Genomic DNA, 21,474 nt, shown 5'->3' on the forward strand with positions numbered 1-21,474 from the left:
CACCGGTATGATAATCAATCACCCACTTCAGGCGAGGATCATCTGCCCCGGGTATGTCAGGCCACATGGCATGTGGAGTGACAGATACAAAATCCAATTGCCCCTTGGCGGCTTCGAACGCAGAACGCATGTCGCCATGACCGTAGGTTATGTTACAGTGGTTATGCAAGTCTCCCCAGAAATATTTCAGATTACTGGCAGAGGGCATAATTTTCTTTCCTGCGGCAGTTCCGCGTTGGCATGCGGACAATAAGCTACCGGAAACTGCTAATCCGAGGAAGGACCAGCTTGTATTTTTTAAAAAACTTCTTCTATTCATGGTATTCATTTAGATTATCTATTTTTCATCAATCGTCTGTCACCTTTGAACAGCTCATTTACCTTTTCATCCGGATCATCATCCTTATACTGCTTTTGGGTTTCTTTCAGCAGTGACATCAGTTCTGTCCGCTTGTCGGCATACTCTGGTTTGTCAAACACATTATTCAATTCATTCGGATCATTCTTCAAATCGTACATTTCCCACTCGTCCACATCATTATAGAAGTGAATCAGTTTAAAATCAGCTGTACGAATACCATAATGTCTTTTAACCGAATGTTCCGCCGGATACTCATAATAGTGGTAATAGGCGGCTTTTCTCCAGTCTGCCGGTACTTTTCCCTCATTATCCAAAATCGGTTTGAGCGACCGGCCTTGAATATCGGCGGGTATGTCTACTCCGGCAAAATCCAGCAAAGTGGGAGCAAAATCCACATTCATGGCAATGGCATTCGAAACACTTCCGCTCTTGATAGCCTTCGGGTAGCGGATGACCAGTGGCATACGCTGACATTCCTCATACATGAAGCGTTTATCGAACCAACCATGTTCGCCCAGGAAGAAACCCTGATCCGAAGTGTAGATAATGATTGTATTGTCCAACTCACCGATTTTTTCCAGATAACTGAGTAACCGCCCTATATTTTCATCCACAGCAACAATTGTAGCCAGGTAATCCCGCATATATTGCTGATACTTCCAGCTGATCAACTCTTTACCTTCCAGTTTACCACTGCGATACTCGGCAATGCGCTGGGCATATACTGAATCCCATTTATTCTGCACATCAGCCGGCATACGTTTGTAGACCTGATAGAGGCGATTGGTCGTATCTTTCAACATTTCTTCACGAGTCAGCAGTTTCAGGTCCCAATCATTGGTCAATGTATGTTCAATAGACATATCCTGTTCCCTGGCAGCGGAACCTCTTCCTTCATACGTATCGAAGAGTGTGGCCGGTTCAGGAAAAACGGTATTATTGAACATACCCAAGTGGCGGGGGGCAGGCATCCAGTTACGATGCGGAGCTTTCTGATGGTACATCATGCAGAAAGGCTTACTTTTATCTCTGTGTTCCAGATACTCGATGGCCTTATCCGTGATAATATCGGTAGCATAGCCCTGTTCTACAATCTGCTTTCCGTTCTCATTGAAATCGGGATTATAATAATCCCCTTGTTCATGTTGTCCGGTCAAGATGCACCAATAATCAAATCCCTGAGGTTCAGTAATCAGATGCCATTTACCGATAATCGAAGTTTGGTATCCTGCCGACTGTAATAATTTGGGAAAGGTCTGTTGGTTGCCGTCGAAAGTACTGGCATTATCAGTGAATCCATTGATGTGGCTGAATTTGCCCGTCAAGATACAAGCTCTTGACGGACCGGATAAAGCATTGACCGCATAGCAATTGTCCATACGAATACCTTCATTGGCAATCCGATCCATATTGGGAGTTTGCAAGAGGCGTCCACCGTAGCATGACATAGCCTGCGTAGTATGGTCGTCTGTCATCATAAAGATAATGTTCGGACGTTTCACCTCCTCTTTGGCCTTATTGGAGCTGCAAGCGGAGACTCCGATGGCAGTGAGAGGCAAAAATAAGTATGATAAGCGATTCATAATAAAAGTCTTCTTATAGTTTATACTCCAATTGACGTTTCTTTCCATCAACAGATATTTCTATCTTCACTCCATTCTCATCAAACTTCTTATTCAGGAATTTAGCCTTGAATGCAGGAAAAGAAGCTGCATTTTTCGAAGGATAGATAATGGTTATGTAGCGTACAGCTTCCGAATCCTTTTTGTCCACATCAAAAGAAACCGAAGTACGGGGTACACGTACGCGATAAGCAGTTGAACGCCATCCTTCTTTTTCTCTTATCGAAGCTTTCTTTTCGGCAAAGCATTGTAGCTTCATATTGCTTGGCCCGTCATAAGCGGTGGTCAGAATATGGTTCTTTCCATCCACATTTACAGTACCTTCACATAAATGATAGTTCAGATTCACTGTTCCTTTTGCATCTCCCACAGCCTCATCGACAATGACAAAATAAGATTGGTCTACAAAGAAGACAGAACGTCTGTGCTTCAAACCCTCATAATGAGGATTCTCTGTCACCAGGATTTGTTCATTACCTTCGGGTTGCCAAAGTTTAGTAACGGATTGTGTGGTCTGCAAGTTTTTCTCATCCAGTGTCAGGGTATTATGTGAACTTGTCCGGCGGAACCAGTTGCGAAGTTTCATCACTTCATCATCACCGGCATAGACGTATGAACCGCTATCCGGAAAGAGATTCCGACCATTGAACCAAAGCTCAAAAGTTCCGTTATCCGGTTGACAGTGCCACTCACCTTTGGGACCGGCCTTTACCACCATTACAGTAGCATCTTGTTTCCAGCCATTTCTGAAAGTAAAGAAACCGGAAGTCAGGGCTCCGTGAGAAAGGTTGGGTAGGGGGGAACCTTCACGACCTTCAGTAGCATAATAACGAATCCAGTCGCAATCCGGAAACAGTTTGAGCCAGTCTTGATAATTGCGGACTTCTGCTGGGCGGTCTCCCAGTTTCGCATCACTGAAACAAGGATTACTGTAATCCGGGAAACAGATATTAGAGTAGAACTCAATCATATTTTTCACAGTATTCACGTATTCGACAGGAAATTCCTGACGGAAACCATTGACGTCTGCCATACGCAGGGCCTTGCAGAAGATATTGATTGCCGCCAAATGATAGTGCGGGTCCAGTTCATATTGACCGCCGTCCGGGTAAACCTGTTTTTTTATTTCACGGTTCAAAATGCTTATCCCACTCTCTCTCCATCCGGTTGCCTCTTTAAATTCAGGGAAAAATGCACCTGCATAGACCATACGCTGTGCTTCGAACAACAGATGGTTGCCTTGATCGGAGTAATTGCCCAGAATGTGTAAGGCATGCCGATGGTAATTAATGAGGAACTCGGTCAGGAACTCCGGAGTAAAAGCCTGTGAGGGAATAAACAATAGAAATTGCAGTGTCTGATCCTGCAAACGGTTACTTACTTCCAGCGGACGCCATGCAAAGCGTACATTCTCAGCATTTCCTTTTACTTCACCTGCACTGACAAGTTCGTATTCTTCTTTCTCTACGGTTGTCAGAGGATTCTTCTTAATCCAGTCCATATATTGGTATGCCCATTCTTTGGCATATTTCTCATCCCCTGAGATTCTATATGCTTTTCCCATCGGGGTGAACCATTTATGGCGATGCAACTGCCAGCGCAACTCATTGTCCTGTACCGGCCAATATTGCCAGTTGATGTCTTTACCGTAATTATAGGAAGGCTGATATCCTTTGTGCACAAAAAATGTATGTTCCAAGGCATCATCCGCCCATTTTTGTTCTTCCTTTGATATCTTGATATTCTTCAGATTAATATCAGGATGTCCTATGCCGGTGCGTTGGCGGTAATAGTCCAATAAAGCCTGAGCCGCTTTATCCCATTGTTGTTGGGCGCATGCGGCCTTTACTTTCTCCAAACCCGGATAATCCAGGTTCAGTAAATCAAAAGCTTCCTTCCGCAATTGTTGCGCTTCCGCACTTATGGCGACCAGCAAAAGAGCCAGACATAAAAAATACTTTGCTATTTTCATGGTATATTAATTTCGTTTAAAGCGATTTATAATCGAGTCCTTTTACCTGCATATACCGGGCCAATGCTTCCAGGTAATAATAATCGGCATAATTGATAGGAGTATCAATTTCGGAGCCATTGGGCAACGAACCTGTAGAGTGCATCAGGATAAATCCCTGATTCGTACCAACCTTTGCCAAATAAGCATCGGAAGAAAGAGATTTTAGTAGCTTTTCTGCATAATCAAAATATACTTGTCCGTCTTCTACCAACGTGCTGAGTTCTATCAAAGCAGAAGCTGTAACAGAGGCGGCAGATGCATCACGGGGTGTTTCCGGGCTATCCGGTGCATCATAATCCCACAAGGGTATCGCATCTTCAGTCTTTACGCGGGTCATAATCAACGTTGCAATATCTTTGGCTTGCTGCAAGAAGGCCGTATCTTTGGATTCACGGTAGCAAGAGGTATATCCATATACTCCCCAGGCTTGTCCGCGTGCCCATGACGAATCGTCATTTTTTCCCTGATGGGTACATTTCATTTCTACGCTGCCATCATTATTGTAACTGACTACATGATAGGATGAATGATCTGTTCTGAAATGATTCTTCAATGTTGTCTCGGCATGTTTCAATGCGATGTCCTTATACTTGGAATCATTGGTAAGATGGCTTACGTAAAACAGCAGGTCCAGGTTCATCATGTTATCAATGATTACAGGGAAATTCCACTTCCCGAAATCCCAGGAACGAATAGAACCTATGGTCGGATCAAAACGGCTGCATAAGTTATCAGCTGTTTGCACCAATGCCTGACGAACGCTGTCGGCGGGAGCCAAGCGATATGCATTGCCATAACTGCAATTCATCATAAATCCGATGTCGTGTGTGCCTTTATAGTCTTTTACGGGATACAAATAATTCGTGAATTTCACGGCACCGTTCTTTAAACCTTCAATGCCGGTCAGCTGATACGCATACCACAAGTTTCCGGGGAAAAAACCACTTGTCCAATCATAGATGGAAGAGCAATAGCGACGGGTTCCTATGGCATCCTTCACTGGCTTAATCCGCAAAGAATCCTTAAAGGTTGCAGGATCTCTTTGCAATTGCCGACAGAGAAAATCCATATCATATCCTGTCCAGATGGAACGGGGTAATAAGACTGAATCACCTACATCGGCCACTGTTTCTTCCAATTGCTGTACAGAGGTGTCTATTGCATTTTTCAACCAGCCATACTCTGTATTAGGCTGACTGGATGAACAGCTGGAGAAACCTTGTAATGTAGCAACCGCACAACAAAATAATAAAAATCTTTTCATACAATACATTTTATAAGTAAAGCAGATGGAGAGAGTATGAAACAGATTCTCTCTCCATCACAATTGCCAATTTTATATTTCCCGGATTTATTCGTAACCCGGATTATTCTGGTTATTCAAAGCCGGATTAGCCTGTAATTCTCCCAGTGGTATCGGGAAAAGTTCATGCTGGCCTTTGACGAATTTATCACCGGCTACATACTTGCCTTTCAGTGTTTTGTCCATATTCCCTTGGAAGAACTTCAGTGCGTCGCCCAAGATACCCCAACGCAACAGGTCGTATTTGCGCTGACCTTCGAAAGCTAACTCGAAACCACGTTCCCAGTAAAGAGCTGTGCGGAACTTGCCGGCAGCGTCTCCATCCTGAATATATGGGAGATCATAAACTTGTGGAGCTTTCATCAGGCTGCTGTAGTTGGCATCGGTTATCGGAGTAGCTTTTGCGCGTTCACGTACCATATTCAGCAGTTTCCAGGCTTCCGGGGTGTTGCCTGTTTCATTATAAGCTTCAGCTGCCATCAATACAACGTCGGCGAAGCGAAGCGGACAATAGTTCACTCCTGTGTTGTTGGGATCTACAAAACCTCCGGGCATCCACTCTCTGCGCCATTTGCCGGGATACCAGTCAGTCAGTTTTGCGTTTTCAACCTTATCATGTTTGCCGGCATTTGCATTCCATTTGTATTGATAGGTACATACCATTACATCTCTGCGTTCATCGCCTTCTTCAAAGAAGTTTTTCCAGGCCGGCAGTACACGGAAGAAAGCATTGGCACGTCCCCATGCATCAGCAGGAGCATTTTTTCCCGGTGCCTCTACCGCTGGTCCGTTATAAGTAGCCCAAGTACCTGCATTGTCCTTGTAGCCGGCTCCTGTAGGATTGAAAGCAATTTCCCACAAACTCTCTTGGGAATTCAAGATGCCTTCTGAATAACCTCTGAATAACTGTTCAAAACCACCTGTATAAAAACCATGGTTGCCTTTGTTCTGGAAGGCGGTCCATTCGGCAATTACAGCGTTAAAGTATTCTTTTCTTTTAGTTTCGTCCGGGCGGGTCAATGTACCGTCTTGCTGCAAGCTGTACCCGGCACGTTGCAGATAAACACGCATCAGCAATGCGTGGGCAGCACCTTGTGAAGGAACTTCCGGTGAAAGTGAAGCATTGTCTTTTTGCAGGTTCTCTTTAGCGAAATTCAGGTCAACTATAATCTGGTCATAGATTTCTTCACGACTTACACGACCTTTGAAAGCTTCTTCATATCCGGCAGTATAAGTGGTTTTGAACGGAACATCTCCCCAGTATTTAATTAAATCGAAAGCCAGAAATGCGCGGAGGAAACGTGCCTGAGCCACTAACTCCTTTAAATTGGAATCTTCTTCGTAACCTGTCATCTGCTCAATACCGGCAATGGAAAAATTAGCGCGGTCAATACCCAGGTATTTGTATTCCCATATGGATGCAATCCAAGTATTGGTCGGTTTCACCATGTAGTGGGCAATATCACGACGTGTGTTATCCGTACCTGTTCCTTGAATATAATAGGTATCGTCCGAAGCAGGCATCGCCATTTCATATTGTCCGTAATGCTTGTCTATAGCCAGACAATCGTAAATACCTACTACTGACATTTTTGCCTGGTCCATAGTTTCAAAATAAGTGTCCTTCTCGTAGTAAGAAGTAGGTTTTTCTGTCAGGTCGCAAGAGGTGAATCCTGCTGCAATCAGTGCGCTTAGCGCAATCACTTTATATTTTTTCATTGTATTCTCCATTTGAAGTTCATTAGAAAGCTAAATTAATACCGAAAACAAACGCGCGGCTTCTGGGATAAGCACCAAAGTCAACGCCCGGTGTCAGACCATTTCCCATGGTAGAAACTTCAGGATCGAAGCCGGAATATTTGGTCCAGGTCAGCAGGTTAGAGCCTGTGGCATAAAGACGTAATTTGCTCAATCCGACTTTTCTGATCATCTTCTTCGGGAATGTGTAACCTAAAGTAATGTTACTCAGTTTCAGGAAAGAACCGTCTTCTACAGCCCAAGAGTGAATGTAAGTATCACCTGCTTCGTTATCATAAATGGCGGCTACAGTCTTGCCCTTGTTGATGTCTGCCATCTCCTGGGGATCTGTAATCAAGTCACCTGCCTTATTAACCAATACCCAACGGTGCTTAGAGTCAGCTACTGCCAAAACGTTTTTGTTCTGCAAAGCAGTTTTGGTATTGGTCAGTTTGGTTGCATTGAATACATCGTTACCGATGCTATAGGTAAGGAATATACTCAAATCGAAATCTTTGTAAGTGAAAGTGTTATTGATACCACCGTAAATTTTCGGATAAGCGTTACCAATGACTGTTTTGTCAGCTTCTGTAATTTTATTGTCTTTGCTGCCATCTATATTCTTAAACTTCCACATACCCGGTTTTACATTACCTTTTTCACCTGCATACGGAACACCGTCTTTCAGTGTGTAAGTTTTAGTTGCTGCATCGTAATCAAAGTCAGATACTTGGTACAGACCATCTGTTACGTATCCGTACATCTGTCCCAAAGGTTGGTTCACACCGATAATGTGCGTATTCTGGCTGTAACCGAAGTTAGCCTCCCACAACTGCACATCTTCTCCCGTCAGTTTCTTTACAGAATTCTTATTGTGTGACAGAGTGATGGATGTGTTCCAGGTAAAATTCTTATTCGTGATATTGGTTGAGTTGATGGTTAAGTCAATACCTTTGTTTTCTGTTTCACCGGCATTGATAACCATGCTGTTGTAACCGGATGAAGTAGGCAGTTTGGCGTTTAGCAACAAATTGCTACTGCGGTTTATGTAAAATTCAGGAGAAATGGTTAAACGCTGATTGAAGAAACCGAAGTCAAGACCAAAGTTGAAGGTTTTGTTAGCTTCCCACTTCAAGTCAGGGTTAGGAATCTGCTTGGAAACATAACCGGGCTGGGTGGAGTCTCCATTGGGATAAGTAACAGATCCCAATACAGCCAGACTAAGGTAACTGTCGATACGGTTGTTACCCGCCATACCATAGCCCAAACGAACTTTTAAGTCAGAGAAGATATTCAAGTTCTTGATAAACTCTTCTTCTCCCAGGCGCCAAGCTGCTGAAAATGCAGGAAAATAGCCCCACTTGTTATTCTTACCGAATTTGGAAGAACCATCGGCACGAACCGAAGCGGTAAACAAGTATTTATCTTTGAAGCCGTAGTTGAAACGGGCGAAGAAAGAGAGCAATTTATCATCATAGTTTTCGGCAGACTGAACTGCTGTCGGAAGACCCAGTGAGAGGTCAGCCAAACCTATATCGTCATTCGGGAAGTTAGATGCTGCTGCTTTGAAATTACGGTTCCAACGGTCTACATATTCCTGACCTACCATGGCAGTCACGTCATGACCTTTACCCGACCAGTTATAATTCAATACGTTTGAAGTCTGGAAGCTACCGGTCTCCAGATTTTGAATACTACCATTGATGCTTGAACGTTTTGCTGTGATTGACTTGTCTCCGTAGAAAACATCATTGCGTCGTGTCTGGTAACGCATACCTGTGGTATTACGGAAAGAGAGACCTTTGAAAAGTTTCAAAGTAAAGCCACCGTTAGCCTGGAATGTACGATATTCACGATCATTCGTCTCTTCTGCCGCAGAAAGTAAGGGGTTCTGCATTACGTTACCCGAATCATCCAGGAAGATAGGGTCTTCATCTCCCAATAACAGGTCATCGGTTCCGTTGATACCTACTGTGGGGCGGTACTGCAAAATGTGCTGCATCTTATTGAAACGGTCGCCTCCTTCAGAAGTACCCATACCGGTAATTTTCATTTGGTCGTAGCTGATACGGGCGGTGATGTCCAAGCGGTCATTCACTTTATGATTCATGTTGAATGAAATGTTGTGCTTGTTGTTGCCGCTATATACCATGGCACCCTCTTCGTCATAATAAGAATATGCCAGGTTATAATTTAATTTATCAGTACCACCGGAAACGCCTACACGATAGTTTTGTGTAATTGCCGTGCGTCCTAATGTTTCATCTTGCCAGTCCAGCCCTTTACGATTGCCATAGTTTTTTTCAAGGTCACTGTAGTTGCCGTAGATTTCGGTGAACTTTTTGATGTCTTTCTCCCAGTCGTCCGGAGTGGTAGCGTCGTAAACGCGACGTTCATAATCCAACATCGTAAATTCATAAGTAGAAAGTACATCCAGCTTCTTGGCTATTTTCTTGAAACCTACATAACTGTCAAATGTAACAGTCGCTTTTCCGTCTTTACCACCGCTCTTGGTAGTAATAACGACTACACCATTAGCACCACGGGCACCGTAGATAGCTGTAGCAGAAGCATCTTTCAGGATGTCGATTGTTTCAATTTCCGCCGGGTCAAGGGTAGACATACCGTCTTCGCTGGGGAAACCGTCGATGATATACAAAGGTTCGTTACTTTGAGTAATGGAAATACCACCACGAACCCGAACAGAAATGGAAGCTCCGGGAGCACCTTCACTCTGCATAACCTGCACACCTGCCATGCGGCCGGCAAGGGCTTGTGTGATATCACTGGTAGGAACTTTCGAAAGTTCTTTGCTATTAACCGAAGCAACAGAACCGGTCAGGTCCTTACGTTTTACAGTTGCATAACCGATGGCTACAACTTCGTCCAGCAGTACGGCATCTGCCTGCAACGTTACATTAATAACACTCTGATTGTTGACTTTCACTTCCTGGGGAGTCATTCCCACATACGAAAAAACTAATACATCTTTAGATGCATCATTCACTTTCAGCGAATAGTGACCATCTATGTCAGTAACAGTTCCAATACCGGCAGCACCCTTAATAATAACGCTACCTCCAATAACTTCATAACCTTCGCTATCGACTACCTTACCAGTAACTGTCAGACTTTGCGCGTATGCAATCGTACTGACGAAAGCGAGGAAAAACAATAAAATAGATTCTTTTAATTTGAACATAATAAATAAATCTAAGGTTTAACTTTAGAGATCATTTTGTGACGGCAAACTTACTGCAAGCGCAAAAAAAAGTGAGAAAGTATTGTTTTTGATACTCCCAATTTTATGCTTTTTGCATGCTAATATTGTTCACCTTAGAATGTTTTTGTGTAAAATGTGCGCCACAGAGCCCTATGGAAGGGGGGGCTTTATTCAATAAAGAAATAATATGCAGGATTGATTGCTGAAAGACCATTGAGGTATCTCCGTATCATGTCCGTACCTCCTCCGTAGTATCTCCGTACCATCTCCGTATCTTCTCCGTAGTATCTCCATACTCATAGATACGGACTCAGTACGGAGGAGGTACTGACTTGATACGGAGGTGGCATTTCGTTGCTGGTGAATTTTCAAATTTATAGATTGTTGTCTGCCGGTAGATTTCGCCAGGTCGCAATACTGTAGAAGGAAATTGGGGCTTATTGGGGGAGTCTGGGAAATGCTGCATTTCGAGGCAGAATCCATAGTATTTACCGTACTTTCTATTGCCATGCCCATTCAGATAATCCATGTTGGAACTTGGAATATAAAATTGCATCCCGGGTTCAGTGGTGTATGCTTTTAGTATTCTTCCAGATACAGGTTCGGTGACTGTAGCTACTAATTCCAAAGAATCCGGGTGTTTATTTAGTTTATAATTGATATCATAAGTTTTTCCCATCATCCGTCGGATTTGTTTTTCGGCTGTTCGTGGAGTTCTGAAGTCATACTCCGTTCCTGTAACTGCCTTCAGCTCTCCGGTAGGGACTCCTGTTGAATCTACCGGGGTAATTGAGTCCGCATGCAATGTATAAAGATGGTTCAGTACAGGCTCTTTACAGCCGGTCAGATTGAAGTAGCTGTGATTGGTGAAATTTACAACAGTAGGCTGATCCGTGGTTGCCGTATAATCCAGGATTACTTCATTGCGATCAGTCAGTTTATAAGCGATTGACAGATTCAGATTGCCGGGAAATCCTCCTTCAAGGTGAGCGCTTTTATAAGAAAAGACAACTATTGCCGTGTCTTTCACTACATAAAAGGTATCCGTTTCGAATACTTGAGTATTGAATCCCCGGCTTCCGCCATGAACAGAATTTCCTTTACTGTTCTTTTCAAGTTGAAAGATCTGGTTATCCAGGCAAAACTCGCCATGCTTGATTCTATTGGCAAATCTGCCTACAGTGGCACCAAATTTAGGATGCTTTCCCAAGTAACTTTCTAAACTATCGAAGCCCAGTACTACTTGTTCGAAGTTCCCCTTTTTGTCGGGTACGGAAACGGACGTTAGCGAGGCGGCAAAGTTGGTGACTTTGATTGTCATTCCATTCCTGTTTGTCAAACAGAAAAGCCGGATGGATGTACCATTTGCCTTAATTTGTGCGACTTCACTGACAGAAGGGGTTAATGATTGGGGTTGTTTACATGCTGCTAACAAGGACAGAACAATGAGTAGTGTCCACATCTTATATTTTCTCATATCTTATTTCTTTCCATATTCGGTAGGCAGACAACCTATATACTTCTTGAAACGTGCTGCAAAATAAGAAGGAGTATTGTAGCCTACCATAAAACTGATTTCTGAAACATTGTATTTTCCTTCCTGCAAAAGCTGACATGCGCGGTTAAAGCGTATCTTGTGGATAAAGTCGATAGCTGACTTTCCTGTTATTGCTTTTAATTTCAGATGTAGATTAGAACGGCTCATATTCATCTCACGCGCAAATTGCTCTGTAGAAAATTCTACATTGTCCATGTTCCTTTCAATCACTGCAATCGCTTTTCTGAGCAGTTCTTCATCCATCGTGTTATTGGTAAGTTTCTCCGGTTCTATTTCGGTGGTATTGGAATAGTGTTCGAAGATGCGGTGGCGTGTACGCAGCATGTTCATAATCTTTGCTTTCAATATTGCCATCGAGAAAGGTTTGGCTATGTAATCATCTGCTCCTACCTGTAAACCTTCCAATTGATATTTAATATCTGCTTTGGCAGACAGCATATATATTGGAATATGACAGGTGCGTAAGTTTTGTTTTACCAACTTACATAATTTGGCACCATCCATTACGGGCATCATGACATCCGTTACAATCAGGTCAACTTCCTTCTCTTTCAGAATGTCTAATGCCTTTTGCCCATTTTCAGCTTCCAGCATATTGAATAAGCCGGACAATCCATTGACCAGATATTGCCTTAATTCTTTATTGTCTTCCACCACAAGGAGTGTTCCTCGTTTATTTGTATTCTCATCTTCTTCGCTTTCTGTATCGGCTTCTTCTTCATCACCGATATATACGTCGTGCGCATTCGTAGAGTATACCCGTTGATTGTCTGCGTTCTCTTCTCCTCCAAGCAGTTCTTCACGGCTATATACAGATTTATCTTGCGGAAGGTAAATGGAGAAAGTAGAACCTTTTCCGGGTTCACTCTCCAACTCAATTCTTCCATGGTGCAATTCAACCAGCCGTTGTACCAGGGAAAGACCAATACCGCTTCCTTCACGTCCGCTTTCCACTTGATAGAACCGCTCAAAAATCTTCTCCTGTTTTTCTTTGGGAATACCGATACCTGTATCTGTAACTTGCAGTACAAGATCACCTGCTTCCTGATACAGTTTTACCGTAATACTTTCACCTTCTTCGGTATATTTAAAAGCGTTCGACAGTAAGTTGTTAACAATAAGATCCAGATAGTTTTCATCGAATAACAGTTCTTTGTCCTGCAATTCCGTATAGAAATTATAGTCTATATCTTTTTTCTTCGACAAACTTTCATAGTTCATGAAGCTATTCAAAACTCTTTTGTAGGCATTGGCACTTACCAGTCTTAGTTCAAAGATTCCCAACTCTGCCCGTCGGTAATCCATTAACTGATTGACGAGATGCAGCAAGCGGTTGGTATTTCTTTGTATATACAGCAACTGTTCATGTTCCCAATGTCCGGATATGCGACTTAGCAATTCTTGCAGTGGTGCTACAATCAGGGTGAGCGGAGTACGTAATTCGTGTGATATATTAACGTAAAAACGGATTTTCATCTGGCTGATTTCTTCCTGTTTCTCCTTGTCCAGTCTTTCCATAAGAATTTCAGCCTGCATACTTTTACGCAACCAGAAATAGCGGACAATGCCAAATACCACCAACATGAAAGACAGAGCAAACAATGAAAGTGCCCACCAGGTACAGTACCAAACAGGCAGGACGCGAATATGAAGTACAGTCGGTTCTTCATTCCATTTACCGTCATTGTTCGCTGCTTTTATATAAAAAGTATAGTCACCTGCCGGCAAATTAGAGTACGAAACCGGACTGGTATCGTTCTGTCTGTACCACTCGTCATTATACCCTTCCAGTTTATAAGCAAAAGTGTTGTGTTTGCCGGCGATATAGTTGGACACTACAAAAGATATGGCGAATGAATTCTGAGAAGAGGATAGGGTGATATGATCTGCATATTCAATCGTTTCACTCAATATTCCCGTTTCGTCGTTGGGAAGGACTTCCTTATTGTAAACAAACAGCTTGTTGATTACCGGCTTAGGAGCATAAGGATTGTCAATCAGTGTTTCCGGACGGAATAATGTAATGCCGTTGACACCCCCGAACAACATGTAACCGTTATCTTGACGACAATAAGATCCGGCATTAAACTGATTTCCCTGTAAACCGTCCAATATAGTAAAGTTACGGAACTTTCCATTTTCCGGATTCAGGCAACTCAAACCTTGATTGGTACTTATCCACAAACGAGCGTAAGCATCTTCCATGATGCCATAAATAACATTACTCGGCAAACCATCTGCCGTGGTATATTGCAATAGCTCCTTACTTCCTTCTTTCATAGCGAAAAGTCCGCTACGTGTCCCGATCCAGATATATCCCGATGTAGATTCATAAAAGCAATTCACAAATGCCTGCTGTAGTATCGGGTCTATATGGAAATCTGTATTGGCCAGGAAATCTGTTCCTATCTGATTATAAACAGATACCCCCATTTCACCTCCTACCCATATACGTCTCCTGGAATCGCGAAACAACAAACGGTTATATTGTTGTAATTTACGCCCATTCTGATCTTTGTCTACAATTGTAAAATTGCGCTTGTCTATATCGAAATGCAGGAGATGTTCCAGTGAAGCGACCCATAATCCTCCGTTCTCATCGGAGATGATAGAATAGATATTATTACTGGGTAAGTTACTGTTCTGGCGATTGAAGTATTCTACCCGTCCCGATTTGCGCTGGAGGGCCATCATGCCTCCGGCATGGGCTCCCACATATACTTTATCATGTTCCTCGTCTACATACACTGTTTTAATATCCTTGAAAGGTACATCCAATGATCCTGATTTAAACAGGTAGTTCTTGTATAATTTTGAGGTGGAATCATAGAAGTTCAATCCGCCATCACTTGTTCCAATCCACAGGTTATGTTCACTGTCTTCTACAATACAACTGACCACATTATTACTAAGTGAATTCAGAAAAGGAACATGCTTGATACGCTGGAAGCGATTACAAAGAGGATGGTAATAGTTCAACCCGCCCCAATAAGTTCCTAACCACATGCCGCCTTGAGAATCTTTAAAAATACTTCTGACAGAATTTTGTGACAGACTTCCTTCCTGTATCTCGGAACTTTTTATAGAAGAGAAATTGTCGGTAGCTTCTTTATAGATATTCAGTCCGCTATAAGTCCCTACCCATAAACGATTTTCCGTATCCAGCTCCAATGAGCGTACATAATTGGAATTTAAACCGGACTGCTCACTTTCATAACGATAGTTTTTCAACTCCTTGGTTTTGGCATCGTACATAAATAGTCCATCCCCTTCGGTTGCCATCCATATCCGGCTGAACATCTGACACAAAATGGCATGTATGCGTATCCCTGCGGGCATACTTACTAATCTTTCCAATTTACCTCCCGATAATGTGTAAGTATATACTCCATCTTCGGCACCTATATAAATGTATTCGCCCTGGCGTACTAAAACGGTTGGTTTCAACAAATGCAGGGAAGGTAAAGTATCGTTTAAGAAGCATTCTTTCTTGATATCGAAAAGTAAAATACCTTCTGCCGTACCCAGCATCAGCCAGTTCTCTTTAATGGGAGCAATGCTGTTGATGGGGACATTGATGCCATTCTTCTTATAGTAGTAATTGGAGAATGAGTTTTTACGACGATTATAAAAGGATAGGCCTTCACGGGTACCCACCCATATCTGATCCGAATCATCGATGGCTATGCACCGGGTTATGTCACTGGCAATACTATTGGGGTTTGCATATTCATGGCGGTATACAGTGAAATTGTAACCATCGTACTTATTCACACCGTCGTACGTGGCGAACCATAAATTCCCTTCTTTATCCTGATTAATTGCGAATATGGTACTGTGTGATAATCCATCTTCCATACCGATGTGAGAGAAGTAAATATCCTCCGTTGTTCCGGCATTCAGTATAAATGGAAATAACCCTCCTAAAAGTACTAACAAAGTTTGTATTATTTTCATAGTCGTATCCAATTACGAGGCAAATTAACAAAATAGATTAGCGAAAAAGAATATTTATACGAATTTTCTTTTCCGAACTATTAGGAATTATTCGCAAAGGTACAAAAGAAAATCCAGGAACCGGATTGAATATTCGTCCATCTTGATCGGTTGGCGCTACTTCTATATGTCCGGCTGTACAGGTGATGGATAAAGTGCCTCCATCCTTGTTTATAGATGCTTTTTGGGGAGTTACTTTTACCTCTTCTGCGGGTGATGCGATGACTGGTAGCATCAGATATGTAGCGTCATAGCAGTTTTCTACGTTTATTTCAAGACCTTGCCGGGTATAGGTATAGTAAATTGTGACAGGAATCTCTCCTTGGGCAGGTGCGTTTTGATTTATATCGACCAAATGGGTATTCACGGTAAACCGATAGCCGTTCTTTTCTGTATCACAGATGATATCTGTATTCAGGTCATCCAAATTGCTATATATGGTCCCATTTTGCATAAACTCGATCCGTGGTGTACCTCCCATGATATACTTACGGCTATTACTCTGCATATTAGGCGCTTCAATCAACTGGTATTTGTTCATTGTAGCGGCAAAAACAGGTCCTGCCTGTGTATGCCATAGCATAGAGAGTGCGCCTCCCATCGGATGAGTACCTTTAATTTTATATTCTGCATCATATCCGGTGAATGTAGCACGCCAGGGGCCTTGAGAGATAAGCCAGGTATGGATATCCTTGAAATATTTCAGACCATAGGCTTTATCACGCGGAAGCTCTTGGGAAGAAGTGATATTCAGGGGAGGAAGTTCTAAAAAAGAAGTGATTGCCTTAGCGTGACCGAATGTATGGTGAATGCATGGGGCAATCCCGGAAACCCGATAATGCATGCCACCATAAAGCAGACCTTCGGAAGTAGCCTTTTTCAGTAATTGTATATTACGATGGATTGCTTCTAAATATTCCGGATGTTGGGCAGCCATTGCATAATAGCCTCCCATAAAACCATCACTGGTGCGTCCGCCCCAATAAGTCCATTTAAAACTACGGGTTCCCCAACTATTGTCCCAGGCACCATCGGGTAACATAAACTCCAGGTGAGTAGCCATTGAACGGTCAATGAGAGTCAGTAAATCAGTGTCTTTCGCCATAAGGGCGTAATATACCATATTTGGCAAGGATTCTTCTACATTATAAAGCAGGTCTACCGGAAGGCAGCCGTTTTTTGTCTTTGAACCTATATTGGGACCTTCACCATATAGAAAAGTATCGTTTTCAGTGAAAAAGTTTTTTAGATCGGCAGCTATCTGACGGGCTTCTTTTTGAAAATCAGGCCGGTTGCACATCTCTCCAATGGCATACAATGCATAGGTGGCTGAGGCTGAATAGTTCACATTCATATTCCGCATACCTTCCCGTTTGCGGCTGTATATAAAAGGAGTTGCCAGCATGAACTCACCGGCTTCTATCAGTCTTTGTTTCCAATGGTTCCGGGTAGAATCGTCTAATAAATGCCCATGGTAATGTAATGCTTCATAAAGAGCTATGGAAGCGAAGACTGTTGTACCGTTCCAGTCGGAAACATGTACATCGTTCATCCACGAGCCATTGGGAAGATGCACGTTTTCCATCCAGGCCATCAGGCGTTTGGCAGCAAGAAGGTATTTCTCTTTGTGTGTTTTATCAGCCAGATACATTAAGGGGAGTACGGCATCTCCGATGCGCCCATGCATGCGGGCACAGGCAGGGCACAGCACACCACCATTGAGAGACGGATGTAAATTGTCGCATTGATAAGTCAGGAATGTGTCCATCCACTCCGTTAATAACTTTTCTGATTCAGTGCGTAAAGAATTATCGAATGACAGATTGTTGTTGGTAGCCTCTTGGGCAGATAAGAATAATGCATTTAACAGTAATAGTACTAAGATTAAGCTTCTCATGTTTTTTTTGATTAGATTATTATTTCAAAAGTAAAGTTTCGCCTCCAGTCTTTTCACCTCTTTTATATAATATCTTATTCACATTCGTCTATGACTAACCGTAATTTTGTTGAATCACTGCTAATATTGTCGAAATATAGCTTATTGAAACAATATTAGCACTCTTTTCGACATAAGAAAACGCTTGTTATTCATAAACGCCCTACTTTAGCCTCAAGAATTTATTATCCTTAATACATACTATTTTATGAGACACTTACCTTTATTTATGTGTACTGCTTTTTGTGGTTTATATTCCTCGCAAACCGAGGCAGCTGACAAAAAAAACGAAAGGCCCAATATCCTTTGGCTAACCTTCGAAGATACCAGTGCTTATGAATTTGGTTGCTATGGCAATGGCGATGTACATACGCCCAATGCAGATAGTTTGGCAGCTCGTGGCATACAATTTATGAATGCATGGTCTGTGGCACCACAAAGTTCGGCAGCTCGTTCATCTCTTATCACCGGATGTTATTCATCAACTTACGGAATGGATATACACCCGGTTCCTTATGATACTCCGGCTGATATATTCTTTCCTCAAAGATTGCGTGAAGCCGGGTATTACTGCACAAACAATAGCAAAACACATTATAACTCTACTACAGATAACAAAAGCTGTTGGGACGAATGTAACAATAAAGCTTCTTACAATAGTACCAAACGTGGAAAGGATCAGCCTTTCTTCGCTGTATATAACACAGTAACTTCACACATGGGACGTATCCGTACTTTCCACACTGATGGACGCAGGGATTATACTCAAGAGGGTATTTTCCCACAACAACTTACTTTACCTTCCTATGTGCCCGATTTGCCGGAAGTGCGGTCGGATTATGCAGGTCATCTGGAAGCGGTACAGGATGTGGATACTTGGTTGGGAATCTTCCTGAAAGATTTAGAGACTAGAGGATTGGAAGACAATACCATCATTTTCTTTTTCAGTGACCATGGCGGTTGCGTGGCGCGTGGTAAAGGTTATCTGTACGAAAGCGGACTGAAAGTTCCTATGATAGCCTACTTTCCTCCTAAATGGCGGCACCTGGCAAATGGAGCAAAAGGTAAAGAAAATGGTTTGGTGAACTTCACCGATCTGGGACCTACTGTACTTAGTTTAGCAGGTGTAAAGCCTCCCAAGAACATGCAAGGAAAGGCGCTTTACGGCAAGTTCGCCAGTAAAGAAAAGCGTGAAGTACAGTTTGCATTGGCAGCCAACCAACTGCATCATTTCATGCCGGTACGCGCTGTTACGGATGGTCGCTTCAAGTATATCCGTAGTTATATTCCTTACCGTCAGTTTGCTCTGCGTAATTATTATCAATGGGGAATGCCATCCAATAAAGCTTGGGACAAACTGGTGCTGGGAGGTCACAATACCAATCCGGACTGGAAGCAGACTTTTGAACCTCATCCGGCGGAAATGCTGTTTGACCTTGAAAAAGATCCGGATGAATTACATGATTTATCCGCTATTCCTGAGTATGCGGAAACCTTATATAAAATGCGTCAAGCATTATCCGACCACATTCGTACTACCCATGATTTGGGCTTTTTCCTCCCAAATTCACGTACCGGACATATACTTTATGAGAAAGTACGCAAAGAGAAATATCCCTTGGATGAACTTTATGGGCTTGTCGAAATTGCGGGAACGGCAACTGTAGCTTCTCTTCCCATGTTGGAGAAAGCTATTGCCAGCCCTCTGCCGGAGATGAGATTCTGGGGGGTAGTAGGATATGCAAATCTTGCCAGAGAGAAGCAAATTAATACTTGTCCGCAAGCATTATTGGCACTCTTGCAAGACGAGAATCCTTATATAGCTTCCGAGGCAGCTTATGCGGTTGTTTATCTGGGTAAAGCACAGGAAGGTATTGCCCGCCTTATTACTCCGGCTCAAGAAAAGGACAGGAAAATAGGTTACTCCTCTTTGGAATGTTTATCTTTAGACCCTGAAATGCGCGACTATATCCGTCCGTTTTTGTCTGAACTGAAAGAAGCCGCTGAAAATTTACCGCGTCTTGAAAATGAAGATGCCGGACTTATGGCGCGTGGTATCCTTGTAAACCTGGGTGAAATGGATATTAAAGATCTGCATGGCCCCGAAGCCTACAAGAAAGGTTTGAAATTAAACTATGGCCGCAGGGCAATGGTACCTCTACCTAATTAGGAGTTGAAGGAGTTATCAGTCTGCTTGCAGGCTGATAACTCCTTCAAATAAGCTCCATCTAACTCTTGATTCGTATACATTATTAAATATCAATTAAAGAATGAGAACCGCAGTATTAATCCCCCTTTGTCTTTTGTCTTTGGTAACAGTAAGTCCGGTCCGTGCACAGTCAGATAACTTAACACCCCTGAAAGAACGCGTAAATGTGCAGGCTGATTCAGCCCGTACAAATCAGATTATTGACGGGCGTTGGGTGGCCGTCGGTACAAATAAACCCCATACCATTCAGTTGGATTATTCCCGTCCTTTCCAAGGCAAACCTTCTTATCGCTTCGAGCTGAAACAGGAAGACAATACTTTAGAAGGCTATGCCCAGGGAGAAACCAAAGGTCGTGCCGAATTGTGTTATTGTTATGCTGTTGCCAATGATTTCCGTAACTATCCGGCAACTGAATACCTTAATGCGCAGAAAATGAAGACTGTATACCATTACGGTAAAGGAAGTTGTCCGCAAGGCTCATCCATGAGTTATACATTCTCTGTTTACATTCCGCGGACTTTGGATAAGGAAGTGTCTACCATCTTTGCACAATGGCATGGTATGCCGAGTCGTACACTTGTTTCCGACCCTGACGGTAAAGTGATGAGACTTAGCGTTGAAGAATTCCTTGAGTTGGAAAAGAGGATGATTTTCAAAAAGAATATAGCCCATGACAAAATAACTAAAATCAATTCCAAAGGAGATACAATCTATAAAGCCGGAAAACCTAATGGCTGGCTGATTGAGCAAGGTGGCTATCCACCTCTTGCTTTCGGCTTTTCACAAGGCTATTTCTATATTAAAGCTAACTCGGACCGCAAATGGCTGACCGATAAAACCGACCGTTGTAATGTAAACCCGGACAAGGCAGAGATTATGAAGCCCGTAACCTCCACTTATAAAGCTTCGACAATAGCTTACAAAATGCCGTTTGATTCCTTTCCGAAAGATTGTTGGATAACCTTCCGGGTGGATATTGACTGGACTCTGTACGGGAAAGAGAAAGAAACCATTCTGAAGCCCGGTCTTCTGGATGTGATTATGTCCTATCAGCAGGCTGGAAAAGAAGTTAAGAAGCATATTGTAAATAAGGAAGAGATATTAATAGGGCGCAATGACGAAGAAGGTTATTACTTTAAATTCGGTATCTATCGTGTTGGAAACAGTACTATCCCTGTTCTATACAATCTTGCCGGTTATGAAGAGCATGAAAAAAGCTCCGGGAAATAAGGCTGTAGGCAAGGACTAAATAAAACCTGCACTACTTTCCCTCAACTCTCGAACTTTTTCGTACTTTTGTCGCTTCAAATTGTTATAGATGAATGGGGGCACTCCAGCCGTCTGTTTGTAAATCATAGATTAAGCGTATGTTGACTAAAGTAATCGAACAAGCTAAGATAGACCGTTTTGCCAGGTGGATGGGGCATGCGGAGAGAATAGTAATTGTAGCCCATGTAGCGCCGGATGGCGATGCCATAGGCTCTTCATTGGGATTGTGGCACTTCCTGAATTCA

The 21,474-nt window shown here is 42.7% G+C and carries 10 protein-coding genes and 2 pseudogenes; 3 read left to right on the forward strand and 9 right to left on the reverse strand.

What is annotated here, in order from left to right:
• The 9 genes and pseudogenes from BACCELL_RS26445 to BACCELL_RS03505 form a co-directional block, all read right to left on the reverse strand.
• Positions 1–319: pseudogene (locus BACCELL_RS26445) on the reverse strand (Tat pathway signal sequence); the annotation flags it as partial.
• Between the two features lie 14 nt (positions 320–333).
• The gene (locus tag BACCELL_RS03470) at positions 334–1,944 is read right to left on the reverse strand and encodes a sulfatase family protein (RefSeq protein WP_007218852.1); all 1,611 of its coding nucleotides are present in this window, start codon (positions 1,942–1,944) and stop codon (positions 334–336) included.
• Positions 1,945–1,957: 13 nt separating this feature from the next.
• Positions 1,958–3,955 carry a heparin-sulfate lyase HepC gene (hepC, locus tag BACCELL_RS03475; RefSeq protein ID WP_007210161.1) on the reverse strand — a complete coding sequence of 666 codons (1,998 nt, stop codon included), beginning with the start codon at positions 3,953–3,955 and terminating at the stop codon, positions 1,958–1,960.
• 16 nt (positions 3,956–3,971) lie between these two features.
• On the reverse strand, positions 3,972–5,261 hold the full coding sequence (locus BACCELL_RS03480) for a DUF4995 domain-containing protein (RefSeq protein ID WP_007210162.1): 1,290 nt from the start codon (positions 5,259–5,261) through the stop codon (positions 3,972–3,974).
• Between the two features lie 87 nt (positions 5,262–5,348).
• Positions 5,349–7,019: a RagB/SusD family nutrient uptake outer membrane protein gene (locus tag BACCELL_RS03485; protein WP_029427858.1), complete on the reverse strand. Its 1,671-nt coding sequence runs from the start codon at positions 7,017–7,019 to the stop codon at positions 5,349–5,351.
• A 22-nt stretch (positions 7,020–7,041) separates the two neighbouring features.
• Positions 7,042–10,239 carry a SusC/RagA family TonB-linked outer membrane protein gene (locus tag BACCELL_RS03490; protein ID WP_007210164.1) on the reverse strand — a complete coding sequence of 1,066 codons (3,198 nt, stop codon included), beginning with the start codon at positions 10,237–10,239 and terminating at the stop codon, positions 7,042–7,044.
• Between the two features lie 331 nt (positions 10,240–10,570).
• Complete coding sequence (locus BACCELL_RS03495) at positions 10,571–11,737, reverse strand: aldose epimerase family protein (RefSeq protein ID WP_007210165.1); 1,167 nt, start codon at positions 11,735–11,737, stop codon at positions 10,571–10,573.
• Positions 11,738–11,740: 3 nt separating this feature from the next.
• Entirely contained in the window at positions 11,741–15,775 is a 4,035-nt protein-coding gene (locus BACCELL_RS03500; RefSeq protein WP_007210166.1) for a hybrid sensor histidine kinase/response regulator, read from the reverse strand.
• A gap of 37 nt (positions 15,776–15,812) precedes the next feature.
• On the reverse strand, positions 15,813–17,711 hold the full coding sequence (locus tag BACCELL_RS03505; protein WP_007210167.1) for an ulvan lysase-like protein: 1,899 nt from the start codon (positions 17,709–17,711) through the stop codon (positions 15,813–15,815).
• Between the two features lie 247 nt (positions 17,712–17,958).
• On the opposite strand from BACCELL_RS03505, the gene BACCELL_RS03510 reads away from it, so the two are divergent.
• The 3 genes and pseudogenes from BACCELL_RS03510 to BACCELL_RS27230 all read left to right on the forward strand — a co-directional run.
• Positions 17,959–19,920: a sulfatase family protein gene (locus BACCELL_RS03510; protein ID WP_044153268.1), complete on the forward strand. Its 1,962-nt coding sequence runs from the start codon at positions 17,959–17,961 to the stop codon at positions 19,918–19,920.
• Positions 19,921–20,020: 100 nt separating this feature from the next.
• On the forward strand, positions 20,021–21,190 hold the full coding sequence (locus tag BACCELL_RS03515) for a heparin lyase I family protein (protein WP_007210169.1): 1,170 nt from the start codon (positions 20,021–20,023) through the stop codon (positions 21,188–21,190).
• Positions 21,191–21,327: 137 nt separating this feature from the next.
• Positions 21,328–21,474 (forward strand): annotated as a pseudogene (locus BACCELL_RS27230) (DHH family phosphoesterase); the annotation flags it as partial.

Source organism: Bacteroides cellulosilyticus DSM 14838 (assembly GCF_000158035.1).
Lineage (GTDB): Bacteria > Bacteroidota > Bacteroidia > Bacteroidales > Bacteroidaceae > Bacteroides > Bacteroides cellulosilyticus.

Excerpts from the sequence above, each read along its gene's own strand:
- BACCELL_RS03485 (WP_029427858.1), bottom strand. The coding sequence starts at position 7,019 with ATGAAAAAATATAAAGTGATTGCGCTAAGCGCACTGATTGCAGCAGGA.
- BACCELL_RS03480 (WP_007210162.1), bottom strand. The coding sequence starts at position 5,261 with ATGAAAAGATTTTTATTATTTTGTTGTGCGGTTGCTACATTACAAGGT.
- BACCELL_RS03495 (WP_007210165.1), bottom strand. The coding sequence starts at position 11,737 with ATGAGAAAATATAAGATGTGGACACTACTCATTGTTCTGTCCTTGTTA.
- hepC (WP_007210161.1), bottom strand. The coding sequence starts at position 3,955 with ATGAAAATAGCAAAGTATTTTTTATGTCTGGCTCTTTTGCTGGTCGCC.
- BACCELL_RS03470 (WP_007218852.1), bottom strand. The coding sequence starts at position 1,944 with ATGAATCGCTTATCATACTTATTTTTGCCTCTCACTGCCATCGGAGTC.
- BACCELL_RS03510 (WP_044153268.1), top strand. The coding sequence starts at position 17,959 with ATGAGACACTTACCTTTATTTATGTGTACTGCTTTTTGTGGTTTATAT.
- BACCELL_RS03500 (WP_007210166.1), bottom strand. The coding sequence starts at position 15,775 with ATGAAAATAATACAAACTTTGTTAGTACTTTTAGGAGGGTTATTTCCA.
- BACCELL_RS03515 (WP_007210169.1), top strand. The coding sequence starts at position 20,021 with ATGAGAACCGCAGTATTAATCCCCCTTTGTCTTTTGTCTTTGGTAACA.
- BACCELL_RS03505 (WP_007210167.1), bottom strand. The coding sequence starts at position 17,711 with ATGAGAAGCTTAATCTTAGTACTATTACTGTTAAATGCATTATTCTTA.
- BACCELL_RS03490 (WP_007210164.1), bottom strand. The coding sequence starts at position 10,239 with ATGTTCAAATTAAAAGAATCTATTTTATTGTTTTTCCTCGCTTTCGTC.